Annotated in this window: 18 protein-coding genes; 16 read left to right on the top strand and 2 right to left on the bottom strand. The window is 32.6% G+C overall.

The window, feature by feature from the left end; all coding sequences use genetic code 11:
* Nucleotides 1-4 precede the first annotated feature (4 nt).
* The 3 genes from pdxA to DYE58_RS01680 all read left to right on the top strand — a co-directional run bounded on the left by pdxA (nt 5) and on the right by DYE58_RS01680 (nt 3,110).
* Nucleotides 5-1,009: a 4-hydroxythreonine-4-phosphate dehydrogenase PdxA gene (gene pdxA, locus DYE58_RS01690; RefSeq protein ID WP_004822115.1), complete on the top strand. Its 1,005-nt coding sequence runs from the start codon at nt 5-7 to the stop codon at nt 1,007-1,009.
* Nucleotides 1,009-2,388, top strand: a complete 1,380-nt coding sequence (locus tag DYE58_RS01685) for a GntP family permease (RefSeq protein ID WP_004822118.1) — start codon at nt 1,009-1,011, stop codon at nt 2,386-2,388. Before pdxA ends, DYE58_RS01685 begins: the two co-directional genes overlap by 1 nt.
* A 284-nt stretch (nt 2,389-2,672) precedes the next feature.
* Complete coding sequence (locus DYE58_RS01680; RefSeq protein WP_115311953.1) at nt 2,673-3,110, top strand: hypothetical protein; 438 nt, start codon at nt 2,673-2,675, stop codon at nt 3,108-3,110.
* 29 nt (nt 3,111-3,139) lie between these two features.
* Here the strand turns inward: DYE58_RS01680 and DYE58_RS01675 are convergent, their stop codons facing one another.
* Together DYE58_RS01675 and DYE58_RS01670 are read right to left on the bottom strand one after the other, a co-directional pair.
* A complete protein-coding gene (locus DYE58_RS01675; protein WP_004822121.1) occupies nt 3,140-4,828 on the bottom strand; it encodes a vWA domain-containing protein in 1,689 nt (562 codons plus the stop codon).
* On the bottom strand, nt 4,821-5,738 hold the full coding sequence (locus tag DYE58_RS01670) for an AAA family ATPase (protein ID WP_004822123.1): 918 nt from the start codon (nt 5,736-5,738) through the stop codon (nt 4,821-4,823). The genes DYE58_RS01675 and DYE58_RS01670 overlap by 8 nt, the downstream gene beginning before the upstream one ends.
* 172 nt (nt 5,739-5,910) lie before the next feature.
* Between DYE58_RS01670 and DYE58_RS01665 the strand changes: the two genes are divergently transcribed.
* The 13 genes from DYE58_RS01665 (at nt 5,911) to DYE58_RS01605 (ending at nt 18,522) form a co-directional block, all read left to right on the top strand.
* Nucleotides 5,911-6,576, top strand: a complete 666-nt coding sequence (locus DYE58_RS01665; protein WP_004822125.1) for an S-layer homology domain-containing protein — start codon at nt 5,911-5,913, stop codon at nt 6,574-6,576.
* Nucleotides 6,577-6,717: 141 nt separating this feature from the next.
* A complete protein-coding gene (locus tag DYE58_RS01660; RefSeq protein ID WP_004822127.1) occupies nt 6,718-7,287 on the top strand; it encodes an RNA polymerase sigma factor in 570 nt (189 codons plus the stop codon).
* Entirely contained in the window at nt 7,280-8,071 is a 792-nt protein-coding gene (locus DYE58_RS01655) for a hypothetical protein (protein ID WP_004822129.1), read from the top strand. Before DYE58_RS01660 ends, DYE58_RS01655 begins: the two co-directional genes overlap by 8 nt.
* A gap of 439 nt (nt 8,072-8,510) precedes the next feature.
* A complete protein-coding gene (locus DYE58_RS01650; RefSeq protein WP_004822131.1) occupies nt 8,511-8,933 on the top strand; it encodes a flavodoxin in 423 nt (140 codons plus the stop codon).
* A complete protein-coding gene (locus DYE58_RS01645) occupies nt 8,899-9,534 on the top strand; it encodes a DUF3793 family protein (RefSeq protein WP_169311340.1) in 636 nt (211 codons plus the stop codon). The genes DYE58_RS01650 and DYE58_RS01645 overlap by 35 nt, the downstream gene beginning before the upstream one ends.
* Before the next feature lie 472 nt (nt 9,535-10,006).
* A complete protein-coding gene (locus tag DYE58_RS01640; RefSeq protein WP_004822134.1) occupies nt 10,007-12,352 on the top strand; it encodes an S-layer homology domain-containing protein in 2,346 nt (781 codons plus the stop codon).
* 153 nt (nt 12,353-12,505) lie between these two features.
* On the top strand, nt 12,506-12,724 hold the full coding sequence (locus DYE58_RS01635) for a DUF1659 domain-containing protein (RefSeq protein WP_004822137.1): 219 nt from the start codon (nt 12,506-12,508) through the stop codon (nt 12,722-12,724).
* A 21-nt stretch (nt 12,725-12,745) separates the two neighbouring features.
* Entirely contained in the window at nt 12,746-12,967 is a 222-nt protein-coding gene (locus DYE58_RS01630; protein WP_004822138.1) for a DUF2922 domain-containing protein, read from the top strand.
* Between the two features lie 918 nt (nt 12,968-13,885).
* Nucleotides 13,886-14,326 carry a transposase gene (locus tag DYE58_RS01625; RefSeq protein ID WP_172463310.1) on the top strand — a complete coding sequence of 147 codons (441 nt, stop codon included), beginning with the start codon at nt 13,886-13,888 and terminating at the stop codon, nt 14,324-14,326.
* A 150-nt stretch (nt 14,327-14,476) separates the two neighbouring features.
* Nucleotides 14,477-14,629: a YvrJ family protein gene (locus DYE58_RS01620; RefSeq protein ID WP_004822145.1), complete on the top strand. Its 153-nt coding sequence runs from the start codon at nt 14,477-14,479 to the stop codon at nt 14,627-14,629.
* 286 nt (nt 14,630-14,915) lie between these two features.
* Nucleotides 14,916-15,464 carry a sigma-70 family RNA polymerase sigma factor gene (locus tag DYE58_RS01615; RefSeq protein WP_004822146.1) on the top strand — a complete coding sequence of 183 codons (549 nt, stop codon included), beginning with the start codon at nt 14,916-14,918 and terminating at the stop codon, nt 15,462-15,464.
* On the top strand, nt 15,451-15,930 hold the full coding sequence (locus DYE58_RS01610; protein WP_004822148.1) for a peptidoglycan recognition protein family protein: 480 nt from the start codon (nt 15,451-15,453) through the stop codon (nt 15,928-15,930). Before DYE58_RS01615 ends, DYE58_RS01610 begins: the two co-directional genes overlap by 14 nt.
* Before the next feature lie 240 nt (nt 15,931-16,170).
* The gene (locus DYE58_RS01605) at nt 16,171-18,522 is read left to right on the top strand and encodes an InlB B-repeat-containing protein (protein ID WP_115311951.1); all 2,352 of its coding nucleotides are present in this window, start codon (nt 16,171-16,173) and stop codon (nt 18,520-18,522) included.
* The last annotated feature ends 226 nt before the right edge of the window (nt 18,523-18,748 follow it).

Below are 18,748 nucleotides of genomic sequence, written 5' to 3'. Positions count from 1 at the left end.
ATAAATGAAAAAGCCAATTATAGCAATACCACTTGGAGACCCTGCAGGTATAGGACCTGAAATCACAATGCACACATGGGCAAGTGATGAAGTTCAGGAAATATCAAAATTGATATTAGTAGGAGACGAGTTTGTAGTAAAAAAAGCATTAGACGTAACAGGATTAGATTTAAAGATTAATATAATTAGAGAAGTATCAGAAGCTCTTTTTGAAAAAGGAACAATAGACCTTATCGACTTAGGAATAGTTAAAGAAGACTATGAATTTGGAAAAGTGAATGCACTTTGTGGGGAAGCTTCTTATCAATATGTGAAAAAAGCCGGAGAACTTGCAATGGCTGGAGAGGTTGATGCAGTTGCTACAACACCAATCAACAAAGAATCTCTAAGAGCAGCAAAAGTTCCATATATAGGACATACAGAGATGTTTGAAGATATTTCCGGAGTAAAAGACCCTCTTACAATGTTCGAAGTTGAAAATTTGAGAGTATTTTTCCTTTCAAGACACTTAAGCCTTAAAGATGCAATAGACACAATAAAATACGATAGAGTTTTAGACTATATAAAGAGATGTACAGAAGCTATGCACAGGCTGGGAGTTAAAGGAACTATGGCGGTTGCAGGGCTTAATCCTCACTCAGGAGAACATGGATTGTTTGGTTGGGAAGAAGTGAATGAAATAGAACCGGCTGTTAAGAAAGCTAAAGAAGAAGGCTACGATGTTGCAGGACCTGTGCCGGCAGACTCTGTGTTCCACCAAGCACTTCACGGAAGTTACGCAGCTGTTTTGAGTTTGTATCATGACCAAGGACACGTTGCAACTAAGACATATAATTTTGAAAAGACAATCTCACTTACAAATTCTATGCCATTTTTAAGAACAAGTGTAGACCATGGAACAGCTTATCCAATAGCCGGAACTAATACGGCAAGTTCTGTAAGTATGATAGAAGCTGTAAAAGTAGCGGCAAAATATGCAAACCAATTTAAAAGTGGAGGAGTTAAATAATGGGAGAATTGATGCTTTCGCCTGAGAGAATGATTATAGCCATGGTAATAGGCATAATATTCTTGGTATTTATGATTTTAAAAACTAAAGTTCACACTTTCTTAGCGTTAATTATAGCGAGTTTACTAATAGGAGCTATAGGAGGATTTCCCGCACCTAATCTAATAAAGGCGATAACCGATGGATTTGGAGGAACTCTTGGAAGTATAGGAGTAATAATAGGTCTTGGAGTTATGATGGGAGAAATTTTTGAGTTTAGTGGTGCAGCTAAAAAGATGGCATACACATTCTTAAAAGTATTGGGTAAAGACAAAGAAGAAATAGCTCTTACGATAACAGGATTTTTAGTTTCAATTCCAATATTTTGTGATTCAGGCTTTGTAATCTTAGCGCCACTTGCAAAAGCACTTTCTCGTCAAAGTAAGAAATCTATGGTTGGACTTGGAGTAGCTCTTGCATCTGGACTTGTAATAACTCACTCATTAATTCCGCCAACACCCGGTCCTATAGGAGCGGCCGGTATATTTGGAGCCAATATAGGCTCACTTATATTATGGGGGATATTAATAGCTATACCTATGTCAGCAGCTTGTTTAGTATATGCAAAATACATTGGTAAAAAGATTTATCAAATTCCTACAGAAGATGGAGAAGGTTGGACAAGAGAGAGAAGCAAAGCTGTGGCTGATGAAATTTTAGCTGACTTTGATGAAAACTTACTAAGCGCATTTTCTTCATTCTTGCCAATATTAGTTCCAATAGTGTTGATACTATTACAAAATGTAACGGCATTAGTTGGAGTTGAAAATGAAACTTTAAAATGGATAATAAACTTTACAGGAGCGCCTATAGTTGCCGTTGCGGTTGGAGTTCTCTTAGCATTGTTCTTACTTGCTAAAGACGCACCAAGAGATGAAGTTGCCAAGATGATGGAAAAAGGTTTAGCATCCGCCGGAATAATAATATTTGTAACAGGCGGTGGTGGAGCTTTAGGTTCTGTACTTAGAACAAGCGGAGTTGGAGAATATATAGCAAAAGGCATTGCCACAACAGCAATTCCGCCATTATTCTTACCATTTATAATAGCTACAATGATGAGACTTATCCAAGGTTCGGGAACAGTTGCAATGCTTACAGCAGCCTCAATCACTGCCCCTATTATGACATCCTTAGGAGTTAATCCTACATTTGCCACACTTTCAGCATGTATAGGTTCATTATTCTTCAGCCAATTCAGTGATTCATTCTTCTGGGTTGTAAATAGAACTATGGGAATAAGCGACGCTAAAGAGCAAATTAGAATTTGGTCTATCCCAACAACAATAGCTTGGGCTATAGGATTTGTAGTTCTTTTGATAATAAATGGATTTTTCGGATAAATAGAAATAATTTAAAATTGGATGGCATTTCTTTTAGAAGTGCCATTTTTTATATGTAATTATTAGGTTAGCATGATTATTGACAAAAGTAAAAAAATATATTAAGTTAAATAAAATATTTAGACATATTTAGAGATACGTATGAAATATTATTTTAATTTATATAGGCATAATAACAGGGGTACATTTTTGAGGATTAATTAATGTAGAATCAATTAATTAATGTACAAAATAAAAGGGATATAGTTTAAATTTATTAAGATAGATTGGTAATAGGAGTACAAATGAAGATTAGAAGAAAAATAAGTGTAGTCTACTTTTTATTTTTTATATTTTGTATATATGTCTTGGTAAGGTATCATGGTCTTGAAGTGTGGCCAAAATGGCAACAACTGACAAGAGAAAGAGTCATATACCTTATGAATACAGACGTGCAATGGTCAAAAGAGCCAATAACTCATATAGGTTATTTAGTGGGAATGGCAATGTGTCTATTTCATCTAACTATTGAGTTATTAGAAAAGAACTATACAAAAAAGGTAAAGAACTATATAAAAAGTAAAAAATATTTGATAAATTTAGCAATATGGATAGTTGCAATCAGCTTAATCTTTGTGATAAGTAAGCTAACATTTTACAAGGTATATATGGATTTGATTATTCCGCTTGCCTATTCTCTAGGTGGTTTTATCTTCATAAACAGCAAGGAAGCGAATGAGTAAGAAAAAGTCGTCTTATCACTAAGGCGACTTTAATTTATTTTATTTGCAATTGCTTTAAAGAATATTCCGACAATTGAGTGAAATCTTTTTAAATCAGTGATGTATGCAAAGTCACTGCCGAATATTTTTTTCTCTGTTTCTAAATCTTCTTCAAGACCTGTAAATACACCTAACACATTTATCCCCATAAGCCTTGCTTTCATTACTGAATTGTAAGTGTCAAACGTTGCAATTTCATCAACATAATTTTCAACACCAAGGTCTGCCATGCCAATTAAACCGAGGTCCGTTTCGTCATTCGGCTTACCATCTGAAAGAATAATCAAAAATTTTCTATCGTGTGGATTTTTTTCTATCAAGTTAGTAATCAATTTTATAGCCAATCCGTCACGATTGCTACCGGAGCCTTGGAATTTAAAAATTTCTGAGTTCTTGAGCTTTGAGTCGTGATAGTCTCTGTAAGTCTTTATAATCATTCTGTCAAAAAAGTTGTTAAATGAAATAACCCTTGTATCTATATTTAAAGAAGTAAGCGCTTCTGCGATTATAAAGGCCTCAATTGCAACTTCGCTCTGCCTAACAGTTTGAGAAGCGGAAGAATCTAATAGGATATCTACTGAAATATCTCCAAGGTCATCTGAATAGTTTCTTTTGAAAACTTTTTGATTGTTAGAATATAAACTCTTCCAAATTTCGCTTGCAACTAACTCTCCCATTGTACTTCTAATGTTGTACTGTTCAGAATTTTTTAAAATTGAGTTTTTCAACACTTCTTTTAAATTTATTGTGGCTCTTTTAAAGTGCAACTCATCTGCACGATATTTTTCTAAATTTTTAGTATGAACTTCATCAGCTTGAGCTTTAAAGAAAGAATCTTTCATAGTGTATTCGCCATTGGTAAAATGCAACTTTACATTTTCATGTATTCCGGTGCAAATTTCACTCTCAAGCTTTTTTATTTCGTTTGGTCTTCCAATAGATTTGCCATATCTTCTCTCTACTATAGCCGAGTAATCCTTAGCCCCTGACTTTATATTTGACTTGTCTATAACTTCTTTCAAATCTTCATAAATCGATTGAGTGAACTCGGCAGACTCTATATTGAATTTTTCAAGGTCAGAAATTTCAACTTCTTTCACATTTACAACCATAGGATTTATTATCTGTTTAGATTTAACTTTTTCTATAAATTTTTCAACCTTATCAGTTGTTGGCATTGTGTCATAAACATGAAAATACTTTTGATATAGATTTTTTAAAAAATTTAAGAGCTCATAAGTGCCTAGAGAATGAAAATTTTCTATTTCATTTAACATTTCTTCAAGACTTCCGTTTACAATTCTTGGTTTGTTCAAAAAACTCGAATAGTAAGCTCGCTCCAATTCTTCACTTATAGAAGTTGGCTCTAAAAATTCATATTTGTGTTTTAAACTTTTTAAAAACTCTTCAAAAAAGTCAACCGTTCCCGGGCGAAATTCAAAAAGTTTTTCTCTTGTTGCGTTTTCAATGGCAAGTGCCATAATCATCTTTAAATCTTTATAGTTGGTTTTGGAATTTATGTGAAAACTCAAAAACTTTTCGATTGCAAATTTATTGTAGAGTTTATGTGAAATTCCAAGTAAGGCAAGTTTGTAAGGAGTTTCAGATAAAAAGGAATTTGTGTTTACATCTGAGTAATCTTCTGAAATTGTCCATACAATATTTTTATTCCTACTCATTAAATAATTCCTCAGATTTTAAGTCTTTTCTAATCAAAGTTTTTAAAACATCTCCAACTATTTCACTTTCATAAGAATCGAAAGATTTATGACTTATGCCCATTTCGATTGCACTTTTTATATCAAGTCCCATTTCCATTAGCTTTATAGCTCCGAGTAGACCACGCAAGTCGATAGGCTTTGAAGAAATTTCAGAATTTAAACTTTTTAATTCAATATCCAAGAAAAATCTTGTAAACAATTCAATGTATTTTTCAGTAAGTTTAGTTTTATCTCTTAAAATAGATTTTAAGTTTTCTTCTGAAATAGTCGGCATTTCAATTACCATAAATCTGGATACAAGCGCCTCGTTTAAATCTCTCGTCCCAATATATCCGTGGTTCATAGTTGCAATAAATCTTGTCGCCTCGTGCAATTTAAGTCTGCCGTATCCCGACACATCTATAATTCTTCTGTAGTCAAGAGCGGAATGCACAACAGAAAGCGCCTCGTTCTTAGCCATATTTATTTCGTCAAACACTCCAAAGCCTCCGAACTCTCCACATTCATACACAGGACCTTTTTTTAAAATAACATTGTTATCTCTAAAAGTATCAGTTCCTATAAGGGAAGCTGAGTCTGTGTTTACATTCAAAGAAATAGTCCAAAGAGGTCTGCTAAAAAGTGTAGCTAAATTTTCAGATAGCACATTTTTACCGGTTGCCTTAGGACCTGTTAAAAGTATGTGATTGCCGGAAAGTATTCCGGCTATTGCCTTTTCCCAAACTTCCTTTCCATAAAATTTAAAATTGACTTCAGGAACTCTGTACTTCAAATCTTTATCCAATTTATAATAAGCTCTAAATTTATTTACTTCGTTTAGTAAATTTTCATCTACATTTTGAGATTTTAAAAATTCTAATAATTCCATTTTTCCTCCTGCTAATTTGAATATCTAAATTAGATTTTACAATAATTATACCCATAAAATGTAAATATTTCAGAATTATTACAAACCTCAGATTATCTGTAACACAAATTTAAAGTAATAAATTATATAATGATGTTACAATTAATTTGTAAATAAGATTAGGGTGATGAGAATGAAAAGAAGTGTTAAGTTTTTGTTTACATTACTTTCTCTTATGATTTTGTTCAATTCTTCCACGGCATATGCAAAGGTATTTAAGGACACAAAGAATCATTGGGCTAAAGTTTATATTGACGATATGAGTGATAGAGGCTTTATGACAGGTTATGCCCAGGATACATTTAAACCGGACGATATGATGAGTAGAGCAGAGTTTTATTCCATAATAAATTCCATGGCAGGGTTGGAAAAAACTTATGCAGTTACATTTTCTGATGTATCTACATCAGATTGGTACTACCAAGATATTGCAAAGGCAATTAAGGCCGGTTATTTGACCCCGACAACTGGAGCTTTGAATCCAAACAAACCTATTTCTAGACAAGAAGTAATGGGAATAATCGGTTATATATACAAAGTAAAACCGGATTCTGCTGCAGCATCTAAGTTTGCAGACTCAGCTTCTATTAGAAATGAAAACAAAGGCTACGTTGGAGCACTTGTGAAAGTTGGAGTTGTAAATGGCGGAGCAGGAGGTATGCTCTATCCAAATAATCCAATGAGTAGAGCAGAAGTTGCAAAGGTACTCTTTACTATGGTGGATAAATATGAACTACCTTCAGAGAGAGTAGTTGTGGATAGTAAAATCAAGTTTGGGGACAGAAATTTATATAATTAAGAGCTTGGAAACAGGCTCTTTTTTATATGCAATTAAACATCAAATCTAAAAATAATTTATAATATTTTTAAATAAAATGAACCTTTTAATCATAATACATATCTTATATATAGATGCATCAAAAAAGGAAGGAGACTGAGCATGGATGATATCCAAATGGTCGAAGCTATAAAGGCCGGCGACAAAGAAGCTTTTGACCAATTATATGGAAAGTACCATTTAATGTTATATAGAACAGCATATTTGATTTTAGGAAATTCTTATGATGCAGAAGATGTACTACAGGATACATTTGTATCGGCTTATAAAAATATGTCTGCTTTAAAAGACCATACTAAATTGAAGACGTGGCTGTATGCCATTTTAAAAAATAGAGCCTATAAAAAATACAATAAAAATCAAAGAGAATTTCCGGAACAAGATATCTTAGAAAAAATTGAAGTCAAGGGAACTGAAAATAGCCAAGAAGATAAAATTGCATTGGAAGATGAGATTCAAATTTGTCTTATGAATCTAAAACCAAAACTTAGGGAAGTCATAGTGCTATATTATTACAATGATTTCACAATTGCAGAAATTGCTCAGATTTGCGGGAGTTTTCAAGGAACTGTCAAGTCAAGGCTGTATAAGGCTAGAAAAGATTTGAAAAGAGAATTGGAAAAGCTAAATTCAGAAGTTGTATTGCCGAAAAGGGAGGAAGCAAATGATTGATAAAGAAAAATTTGAAGATGAATTGAAAAAACAAATTAATTCTTCTGTTGATAAAGTATTTCCTTCCGACTTTGTAAAAAATAAGATTGATTTACAAATAAGAGACTTGGAACGAGAAAGAGGAGGATTTATGATGAAGAGAATGAAGAAATTAAAATTAGCAGCAGCTTTAGTGATTTGTATTTTAATAGGAGGAGGAGTTTATGCAATAGGTACTATAACAGGCACAATAAGCTCTTCAACTTCTTATTACAACTATACAAAATATGAAGATATTAAAAAAGCTGAAAAGAAAGCAGGATTTGAAGCAGTTGTCCCCGAAACTATAGGAGACTTTAAGTTTGATGGAATTAGAATAGAAGATCTTGCCAATGTTGATGAAAATGGTAGTCAAATGAATAAGAGGAAAGCCATCGATGTAACATATAAAAATGAAGGTGGAGAACTTTTAGAAGTGAATATAGACAAGGTACCATTTAACGTTCCAAAAATAGATACTCTAGAACACACTGAAGTTAAAGAAATAGACGGGCATAAATTCTATTTCACAAGACTTGAGAGCTTATTTTTAGCAAGTGAAAAAGAAATGACCACGGAAGAAAAAGAACGCTCTAAAAACGACCCTTTCTTTAACGTTGGAATTGGTGGAGAGGGTACAAAAAGAGAAACCTCTATTTCACATCACCTACTTTTCGAGGAAGATGGAATACTATATAGTTTTATGACAAGTGAAAATATAAGCGCAGATACTTTATTTGAAATGGGAAGTGAGTTTTTTAAATAGAATTATATTATGAACGGATTGCAGTGCAGTCCGTTTTTTGTTTTAATAACAAAAATATAAAGATATCAATACATAACTCAATAGGGTTCGCGAGAACGCAATAACGTGAAGTCTATCCGAAAGCATTAATAAAAGACTCATGGAATAAAAAAATTATATTAACTGATGTTAAGTGTATAAAATATAAAAATATAAATTAAAAAATAAATTATTTTTAAAAAAATAAATAGTAAATAGCCTTAGATATCAGTAAATTCAAGGCTTAAAGAGAATAAAAAAATAAATGATAAAATTTATCAAAAAGTATTGACAAACAATAACGAGGAACGTATAATAATACTTGTAAATGATAAACACTATCAAAAACTTCTTAAAACAGTTGTTCATACAAACCCTTAGTTAGTTTAAAAAAGTTTTTCGATAGAGAAAGGAGCTAGAAATGGTAAATATCATTTATTGGAGTGGCACTGGTAACACTGAACAGATGGCTCACTACATAGAAGATGGCGTGAAAGCAGCTGGTGAAGAGTGTAAAGTAATTGAAGTATCAAATGCTACAGTTGATGATGTAAAAAATGTTGATAAAGTTGCATTTGGTTGCCCGGCAATGGGAGCTGAAGAACTTGAAGAAGGATATATGCGTCCTTTCATGGACAGTGTAAATGAATTGCTTTCCACTAAAAAAGTTGCGATTTTCGGATCTTATGAATGGGCAGATGGACAGTGGATTAGAGACTGGCAAGAGGAGCTTGAAGGTTTTGGCGTGAAATTAGTAGATGAACCTCTAGCAGTTTATGATCAACCTAAAGAAGATGACAAAGAGGATTGTGAAGCTCTTGGTAAACTTCTTGCCAACGCATAAATTAAAAGCGGACTTCAGCAAGTATTTCTTTAAAATTAAAGAATTAGACGATTATAATTATGTACTTGCTCTTTTAAAATTCTATACAGCACCTACTGTTTACGGTAGAAAGGTCGGCACACTCATTAACTTAAAATCTTCCGGTAGAGATTTAAAAAGTTGTTGGATAAAACATAACACCGCCTTTGAAAGACTCCTCAAATTAGATTCCATAATATTAAGGTGTAGTGAAGATTCGGTACTTGTCTATTTGTACCATCCGCAAAGATTAAAAAATAGAATCAAGGACGTGAAAATTAAAGAATTTCTTTCTGAATATGGCTATGCGTATGAATGCGACATGCGTGAATCTTTAAATATATTAAAGCAACATTTCAACGGTCCGAGTTGTCCTTGTGAAGTGGGCATATTCCTGGGATATCCTTTAAAAGATGTAATAGCTTTTAAAGAAAAACGATGTGACTGTAAATGCGTGGGGTATTGGAAATGTTACTCTAATGTTTGGAACGCCAAGTTTAAATTCTTTATATATGATCTATTAAAGTGGATTGTCACAAGACAAGAATTAAATAACTTTAAAAGAGCGTACGACATGACTTAATTCCTACAAAAAAATAACTTAATTCCTACAAAAGAAGAAGAGATGGAGAAATCTGTCTCTTCTTTTCGTTGTGTGATTACACGCTGAAATATCAAAAATTAATGAAACAACAGTAGGGGCGGCACGTGATTACAAGAAAGACAAAGAATTAAAATAAAACAAAAAAATAAAAAAACATAAATGACAAAACAATATAGGCCCGCCCGTAAAACAAACAATTTCAAAAACCGTAGGGGCGGCACGTGATTACAAAAATGTTTCATCAAGTTACAAAAATGTAACACAACTGTAATTTTACATTTAAACGTAATAGTGTATAATAATAACAACGAGGAACAATGACAACTAAATATTAATCCATGTGACTAATGTTTAACTTGTCACCTCTGAAAAGACTGTTCGTTCAAGCAGTCTAGCAAAAGTTTAAGACTTTTGTAGGTCTACAAAAATTTTAAGGAGGTCGAAAGACAAGATGAACAAGAAATTATTATCTCTAGTACTAACACTAGTAATGGTACTAGGCGCATTCACATCTGTTTTCGCTGCCGAAACTAAAACAACTGAAAAAGTTGAAAAAATCACAGGTAAGGATAACAAAATCCAATACGTTGTTGATAAAAAATTAGTTGAAGGTTACGAAGATGGAAGTCTAGGACTAGACAAAAACATTACAAGAGCTGAAATCACTAAGCTTTTAGCTATTGCAAACGGAAACAAAGATCTAGCAGCTAAATTACAAGGTGCTATGAAACTTTACAGCGATGTTGATAACTCACATTGGGCAAACGGCGTTATCACTGTAGGTACAACAGTTCCTTCAGCAACTAACGGACAACCAATGCTACAAGGTTACCCAGATGGATCATTCAAACCGGAAAACAACGTAACATATGCAGAACTTGCAAAAATGTTAGTAGTTCTAGTTAAAACTGATCTAACAGCTGATATGGTTAAAGAAGCTAACGCTAAATGGGCTGGTCTATGGTTAACATGGGCACAACAATTAGGAATTCTTGATGATGTAACTGTTGCTGATTCAAACGCAGCTGCTAACAGAGGCGACGCATTCACAATGGTATACAACGCTCTTTACAAGATGAAGAACTTCAGAAGAACTGCAGCTAACGAAAAACTTGGCGTACTTTCTTCTTTAAACAGAGACAAATTAGTTCTTAACCAAGATGCTAAAGAACAAGAATACACTATCACTACTGATACAGTATTTGTAAATACTGCAGCACTTGATAGATCAAATGTAGTAAAAGTTTATAACTTAAGTAATCCAAACTACTACCTAGGATCTTTAGTTAGAGTAATCACTAATGATAAAAAAGAAGTAACTCACATCCTTGAACTTGGTAACCCAAGAGAATTAGCTCTTGAAGAATCAAGATGGAACGGAGTAGCTGAAAAAGTTGCTGAAACAGGATATACTGATGTAGCAAGCCTTAAAGATACAAGAGTTGAAAATGGTTATGTAAACATTAAACTTGACAAAGATGGTTTAAAAGCTAAAACTATCGAATTTGTTAGAGGAGTTGCAGGAGATAACGTAACATTAGATTTAACTAACGATACAAAATTCTTCGTAGCTAACCCAGCTAATAACATTATGAGACAAGTTAAAGATGTTAACGAAGCTATCAGCCTAATTGGTTACAGACACTTAGATAGAGTTCCTAACGTTTATGCAGGATATGATGTAAACGGACACAAAGCAGTAGTTGATGCTTTCAACCAAAGAGATGCAAGAACTGCTAAAGTTGTAGTATTCAACGTTGTAGCTAAATCAGCTAAAGCTGAAATGTTCAGAGTAGTTAACCAAGCAAGTTCTTTAGGAAATACAACTCTTGAAGATACTGATGGAAAATTAGTTGAAAGAAACTTCTTAAATAACACAAAAGCATTCCCATATAACTATGGTGATCTATATGATGTTATAAAAGTTCAATACAACGATAGACTTACTACTGTAATTGACCATAGCAAAACTAATGATTTCCCAATCGTAGAAGTTAGAGGATTTGCTAATGACAAGAGAATAATTAATATTGTTGATAAATATGGCGATATGTCTTCATTAGACGTAAGAGATGCTGATATCTTCAATGCAAAACAATACAAAGACTTAAGAGTTGGAGATAAACTTCAATTTGCAAGAAAAGATAACAAAGTTACAACTGAGATAGAAGTACTTTCAATTCTTCCGGCAAACACAGCTCTTGAAGGAGCTATTAAGGGTATGTTCACTACTATTAGTGATAGAACTCACGTAGGTAAAGTTGTAATCACTAGAAACTTCTCACCAAATGAATCTATTGTTGTAATGAATGAAGCTCGTGATAACTTTAATGCAGATGCTAAAGATAACACAAGAACTTATTTAGTTGCTACTTCTGATTTAGATAAATTAGCTAAATTAGCAAAAACTGATGTAAAAGTTGAATATGAAGTAAGATTTACTGATGACAGAAATGTTGATGGTAGAATTTATAATTTCATAACTGATTTAGAAAAAGCAGTTAAGGATTTAGAAGCAGATAAAGTAGCTAAAGAATTAAAAGAAGCAAAAGCTGAACTTCAAACAGTTATAGACAAAGCTGAAAAAGTTAAAAGCGGTGTTGAAAAAGCAGCTAATGAAGATGCAGTAAAAGCTGGAACTAAATGGGCTCCAGAAGAAGCTTTCACTAAATTAGATGAAGCTATAGCAAAAGCTAAAGAAGCTTTAGCTAAAGAAAAAGCAGAAGAAGTTAAAGCTGGTGTAAAACCATTACAAGAAGCTATTGATGCTTTTGAAATAGCAGTTAAAACAAAATAAGTTTAGCTTAAAATAAAAATCCGAGAGAAATCTCGGGTTTTTTTATGTTCATTTTTATAAAAACACAAGTTCAAAAAGTTTTTTAAAAATTTAAAAAATGAATAGTAACTTTTGCACCTTATTTCTATATATATAGTACAAGGAGGTGATAACATGGCAAAGGAAACAGTAAAGAGCGCAAAGTTAAAACTTGAGTTCAAAGCTACCTTAGGAGAAGATGGCAAGGAAAAAATCAAGTCTAAGATACTGCCAAGGCTGAATAAAGACGCCGAAATTGACGCAGTTAAAAACGTAGCGACTAAATTAGGAAATCTTTTAAAAACGCCGGTAGAAAAAATCTACAAAATCACAGAGTCGGAAATTACAGAATAGTACTAACGAAAGGAGAAAATTATGGTTAAGAAAACTTTAGAACTTGTCTTTAAAGACACAGGAGGAAAAACTTTAAACATGAGTTTCAAAGACCCGAAAGAAAGCATCGAAAAAACTGAACTAACAGAGTTGGAAACAACAATCAGAGATGCGAAAGTGTTTGTTGGCCCTGAAGGCGACATTGTCGGCTTTGGTAAGGCATACACCAAAGAAGTCATAGAAAAAGACCTTTTACAAGGTTGATTTCTTTATTTACATATGGTTGGTAATATGATTTTGTCTTTATAAGACACAAATATTACCAATAACCGTAGGGGCGGCACGTGATTGCAAGAAAAATAAAGAATTAAAAAATGAACAGACAAATAAAAAACATAAATAATAAAACAACAAAGGCCCGCCCTCAAACCCAATAAAATGAAATATCAAAAACATAAAAATTACTGTGCAAACGAAAAATAAAAACATAGATTAATTTAAATTATTGTGAAACGGGCGGACCTCGCACGAATGCGATAGGATGAGGCCGACCCGCCAACCAAGATAAAATTGTATAGTTATAAAAAACACAAATATTACCAATAACCGTAGGGGCGGCACGTGATTGCAAGAAAAATAAAGAATTAAAAAATGAACAGACAAATAAAAAACATAAATAACAAAACAACAAAGGCCCGCCCTCAACCCCAATAAAATGAAATATCAAAAACATAAAAATTACTGTGCAAACGAAAAATAAAAACATAAATTAATTTAAATTATTGTGAAACTGGCGGACTTCGCACGAATGCGATAGGATGAGGCCGACCCGCCAACCAAGATAAAATTGTATAGTTATAAAAGACACAAATATTACCAATAACCGTAGGGGCGGCACGTGATTGCAAGAAAAATAAAGAATTAAAAAAATGAACAGACAAATAAAAAACATAAATAACAAAACAACAAAGGCCCGCCCTCAACTCCGATAAAAAGAAATATCAAAAACATAAAAATTATTGTGCAAACGAAAAATAAAAACATAGATTAATTTAAATTATTGTGAAACTGGCGGACCTCGCTGCACTCGTGCTACCCCTACGATTCGTTAATAAAGCGCAATTTAAAATAAAACAACCCATAAACACAATGAATGATACAATAAACAAAAAGGAGGAAACCATGGAATCAAAACTACAAAAACGAAAAACAATACGGCTAAAAAACTATGATTATTCATCAAATGGAATATACTTTATAACAATATGTGCCGATAAAAAACAAAAAATATTTGGAAACATTGAATTTAAAAACCAACCAAATATCATTTTAAATGAATTGGGACAAAAAATTGATAAAACATTAAAAAATATATCTGAAATTGAACACTATATTATAATGCCAAATCATATTCATTTCACATTGGTGTTAATTGATTCCAAAAACTCCGTTCCAAAAATTGTACGTAAATTAAAATCAGATGTAAGCCGAGGTTTAAAATTCCCAGTGTGGCAACGTGGGTATTATGACAGAATTGTCAGAGACGAAAGGGAACATTTGAACGTGTGCGAATATATTGAAAATAATCCATATAATTGGGATAAGGATGAATATTTTTATTAATTTAATTAAACCAAACCGGTAGGGGCGGCACGTGATTGCAAGAAAAATAAAGAATTAAAATATAAACAGACAGATAAAAAGTATAAATAATAAAAAAATATAGGTCCGCCCGTAAACATCAATAAAATAAACATAACAAAGGAGGAAAATATGGACGAAATAATGACACAAGTTTCAAACGTTGGATTTCCAATAGCTATAACATTTTATTTATTATTCAGAATAGAATCCAAGTTAAGTGATTTAACAAATAGTATTCATGAATTAAGCGACAGTATAGGAAATTTAAACAGCAATAAGTAAATTAACTAAAATAGATAGTAATTTATTTTATTGTAAAAAGGTTAAGTCTCGCCGCTCCCTATAACATAACCAAAAAATAACGGGCAGGCTTATATTACTTCATCATATAATTTTTCAATTTGTACATGTTCCTTTAAATTCACAACTAATCTTGAAAAAAATGTGCCGCTCTTGCGAAGTTAAAATAAAAATTCATCCTATAAAATCAAACTTTGACAAAAAAGAACATACGTACTATAATCTACTTAAGAACGTAAGTTCTAAACTAAAATAAGGGAGGTTAGCTATGGATATAAATTATCTAATTGAAAATGCAAACGATGACGAAATCAAACAAGAACTTTTAGAAACTCTGAACCCACTTATAATATCTTCAATATCAAGATATTGCCCAATTAGAGGAGAATTTGAAGACTTGTTGCAAGACGGGAGAGTAATAGTGTTGGAGTGTATCGAAACATACTGTGAAGATAGGGGACATTTTTTAAATTATGTAAAAAACTACTTAAAATATTTCTATCTTGACACAATGAAATACTTAGTAAAACATGAGAGTAAAATTGATCTATTCGAGCCAAATTTTGACATCGAAGATGGACATATTACAGAAGAAGATTTTTTAGAAAGAGAAATAGAAGTTGAGCTTTATAAAGCCATTAGAAAAGTCACAGAAAGACAAAGAGAAGTGCTGGTTCTATATTATTTCAAAGGCAAAAGCCATTCGGAAATAGCTAGCGAACTTGGAATAAAAGTTAGAACGGTAATAAATACAAAAATGAACGCAATTGCAGCGATCAGAAGAGAATTAGGAGACAAAATAAATGTTGATAGATAAAAAACCCACGAAATACAATTTTTCAAAAAGAGGAATGCAAAGGCCGGTGTTTATAGTAGTGCATGATACGGGAAATTATTCGCAAGGAGCCGATGCATTGGCACACTACAGATACTTTGGCAAAGGAGATAGACAAGCTTCGGCTCACTACTTTGTAGACGATAAAGGAAGTGTAGAGATAATAGAAGTAGCCCACGCAGCTTGGCACTGTGGAGACGGAAAAGGTAGATATGGGATAACAAATTCCAATTCAATCGGAGTTGAACTATGTGTTAACCAAGATAGTGATTGGAACAAGACCAAGAAAAATGCTCATGATTTGATAAAATTTTTGATGGCATATTATGGCATACCTTGGGATAGAGTGGTAAGACACTATGACGCATCAAGAAAGATTTGCCCCGCAAAGATGAGCGCCAATAATTGGCAAGAGTGGTGGGAATTTAGAGAGTTATTGAAATTTTAAGTTGAGGCTTTATTTCAATACATACAGGCTGATTTCAGCCTTTTTTTATTTATAAGCTTGTATTTAGTTAAATAATTTTTCTAAAAATCTATGTTTTAATGCTAAAAATTAATTTTGTCAATAAATTTCTTTATAAAATATTAGATAAATAGTTGATAAATATTTTGCATGTGATAAGATTATAAGTAAGATAAAAACAAAAAAATTAAAGAAATATTTAAAAAATTTGTAGGAGGAACCGTGGATAATTTAAGAAAGTTTATAAAAACTAAAAAACAAAATAGAGTATATAGATACTCAATTAGAAGATTGTCAATTGGTGTTGTATCATGTGTAGTAGGAGCATTTGTACTTTTTTCGCCGGTTAAATTTGGCAATGCGGAATTAAGTGGCGTTGTTTATGCGAGTGAAGTTGAGAATAAAAATAAAGCTGAAAAATTAAAAGAAGAATTAAATAAAAAAAGAGAAGCATTTGAAGAAGAGGTAGAGAGTTTAAGGTCAGCGTATTTAGGAGCAGATGCAAGTGTTAAAAGTAAATTCTTTAAAACAGTAGCTCAACTAACTTCTAAATTAGATGAAGTAGATAAAAAAATAAAAGCTCTTAATAATTATGATACAAGCGAAGAGCAATTAAACAGCCTAAAGATAGAGATAGAAAAAATTGATAAAGAAATAAACGATTTTAGTGTAGAATTTACAAAAGTGAGATTAGCTAAAAAAATTAATAATCTTGGATATTTAAGTGACAAAGAAAAAGAAGCATTTATAAGTGGAGTTAATACATCTACGACTATTAATTCTGTTAATATTGCTTTTGAGTTGGCAGTAGAAAAAGACAAAGCTAATGAAATTGAGTTAAAAGAAAAAGCTAAAAAAGAAATAGAAAAATTAAAAACAATAACAGATAAGTCAAAGAATTTAGCAAAGAAATTAATAGATAAAGCTAAAGATAAAGCAGAGGTAGAAAAAATAGTAGCTGAATCTAAGGGATTAGAAGATAGAAAGTTAAACGATCTAAAAGAAAAAGCTAAAAAAGAGATAGATGAATTAAAGGAAATAACAGATAAATCAAAGAATTTAGCAAAGAAATTAATAGATGGATCTAAAGACAAAGAAGAGATAGGTAAAATAGTAGATGAAGCTAAGAGATTAGAAGATAGAAAACAAAAAGAAAAACCGGGACAAACAAAATATACTTTAAATATCAAAGAAGTAGATAAAGATGGCAATGTAATCTCAATGTTAAAAACTGTTGAAGACTTGACGGTAGAAAAGTTAAATGAAGAAACAGAAAAATTTGTAGATGGAGCAGACTACAAAGATGAAACAGGTAATTACAAAGTAGTTGGAACCGTAGAAATGGACGGAACAACAGCAGTAGTAAAAGTAGTTGAAGTATTTACAGTAACATTTGACTCAAATGGTGGAAGTCAAGTTGCTCCGGTAGTAGTTAAGAAGGGCAAAGAAGCAGCAAAACCGGAAGATCCAACAAAAGAAGGATTTAAATTTGAAAGATGGGAATTAGAAGGAAAAGAATATAACTTTACTAATCCTGTAGAAAAGAACATAACCCTAAAGGCAGTATGGTCAATTAAGGCAGCACCGGTTGAACCGATAGAAATGGTGACAGTAACATTTGATTCAAACGGGGGAACACCTATAGCAAATCAAACAGTTCAAAAAGGTAAAACAGTAGCAAAGCCGGAAGCGCCAAAAGCAGAAGGATTAACTTTTGAAAGATGGGAATTAGAAGGAAGAGAATATGACTTTACTAATCCTGTAGAAAAGAACATAACCCTAAAGGCAGTATGGTCAATTAAGGCAGCACCGGTTGAACCGATAGAAATGGTGACAGTAACATTTGATTCAAACGGGGGAACACCTATAGCAAATCAAACAGTTCAAAAAGGTAAAACAGTAGCAAAGCCGGAAGCACCAAAAGCAGAAGGATTAACTTTTGAAAGATGGGAATTAGAAGGAAGAGAATATGACTTTAACAGCCCTGTAGAAAAGAACATAACCCTAAAGGCAGTATGGTCAATGAAGCCTACCCCACTAACACCAAGCATAAAAGTGGCACCAAGAGCATTTAGAAATGACAATGATCAAAGAGGTTCAATAGACTGGAGATATATAAAGGCGCCAAGCAAAGATGCAAAAGCAGAAGTGCAAAAACAAAAGACAGTAATAGAAGTGAAGATCAAAATAGGATCAGACATACTACAAAGAACAATAAACAACCACACACAAGAAATCAAAATGGACACAAAAGCCATAATAAAAGACGGCAGAACAATGCTGCCTATAAGATACGTGGCAGAAGCCCTAGGATACACAGTAGAGTGGAGAGAAGACACAAGAACAGCGATCCTGAAAGACAAAGAAACAACAATAGAAATTCCGGTAGATACAAATAAAATAATAATCAACGGAAAAGAAATCCAAAGCGATGTAAAACCGATGATAGAAAACGGAAGAACAATGTTGCCGATAGCAAACATAGCAAGAGCATTGGGTCTAAAAGACGGACAAGACATCAAATGGGACGAAGCAAAACAAGAAGTTACAATCAGAAAAGAGATACTAAACTAAACAAAATAGGCGTGGGAAACCACGCTTATTTTATTGTAAAAAACTCGCTACACTAGTGTCGACCTTACACTTATTTTAAAAACATCAATATTACCACGTAGGGGCGGCACGTATCCACGAAAAAAATAAAGAATTAAAACAAAAACAGAAAAATAAAAAATATAAATGTCAAAAAAGTATAGGCCCGCCCGCAAAAATAATAACAGATTCAAAAACTGTATGATTA

It is taken from the genome of Peptoniphilus indolicus (genome assembly GCF_900454665.1).
Taxonomy (GTDB): domain Bacteria; phylum Bacillota; class Clostridia; order Tissierellales; family Peptoniphilaceae; genus Peptoniphilus; species Peptoniphilus indolicus.
The sequence above is the reverse complement of the archived record's forward strand: the minus strand, read 5'-3'. Positions and strand labels throughout refer to the sequence as shown.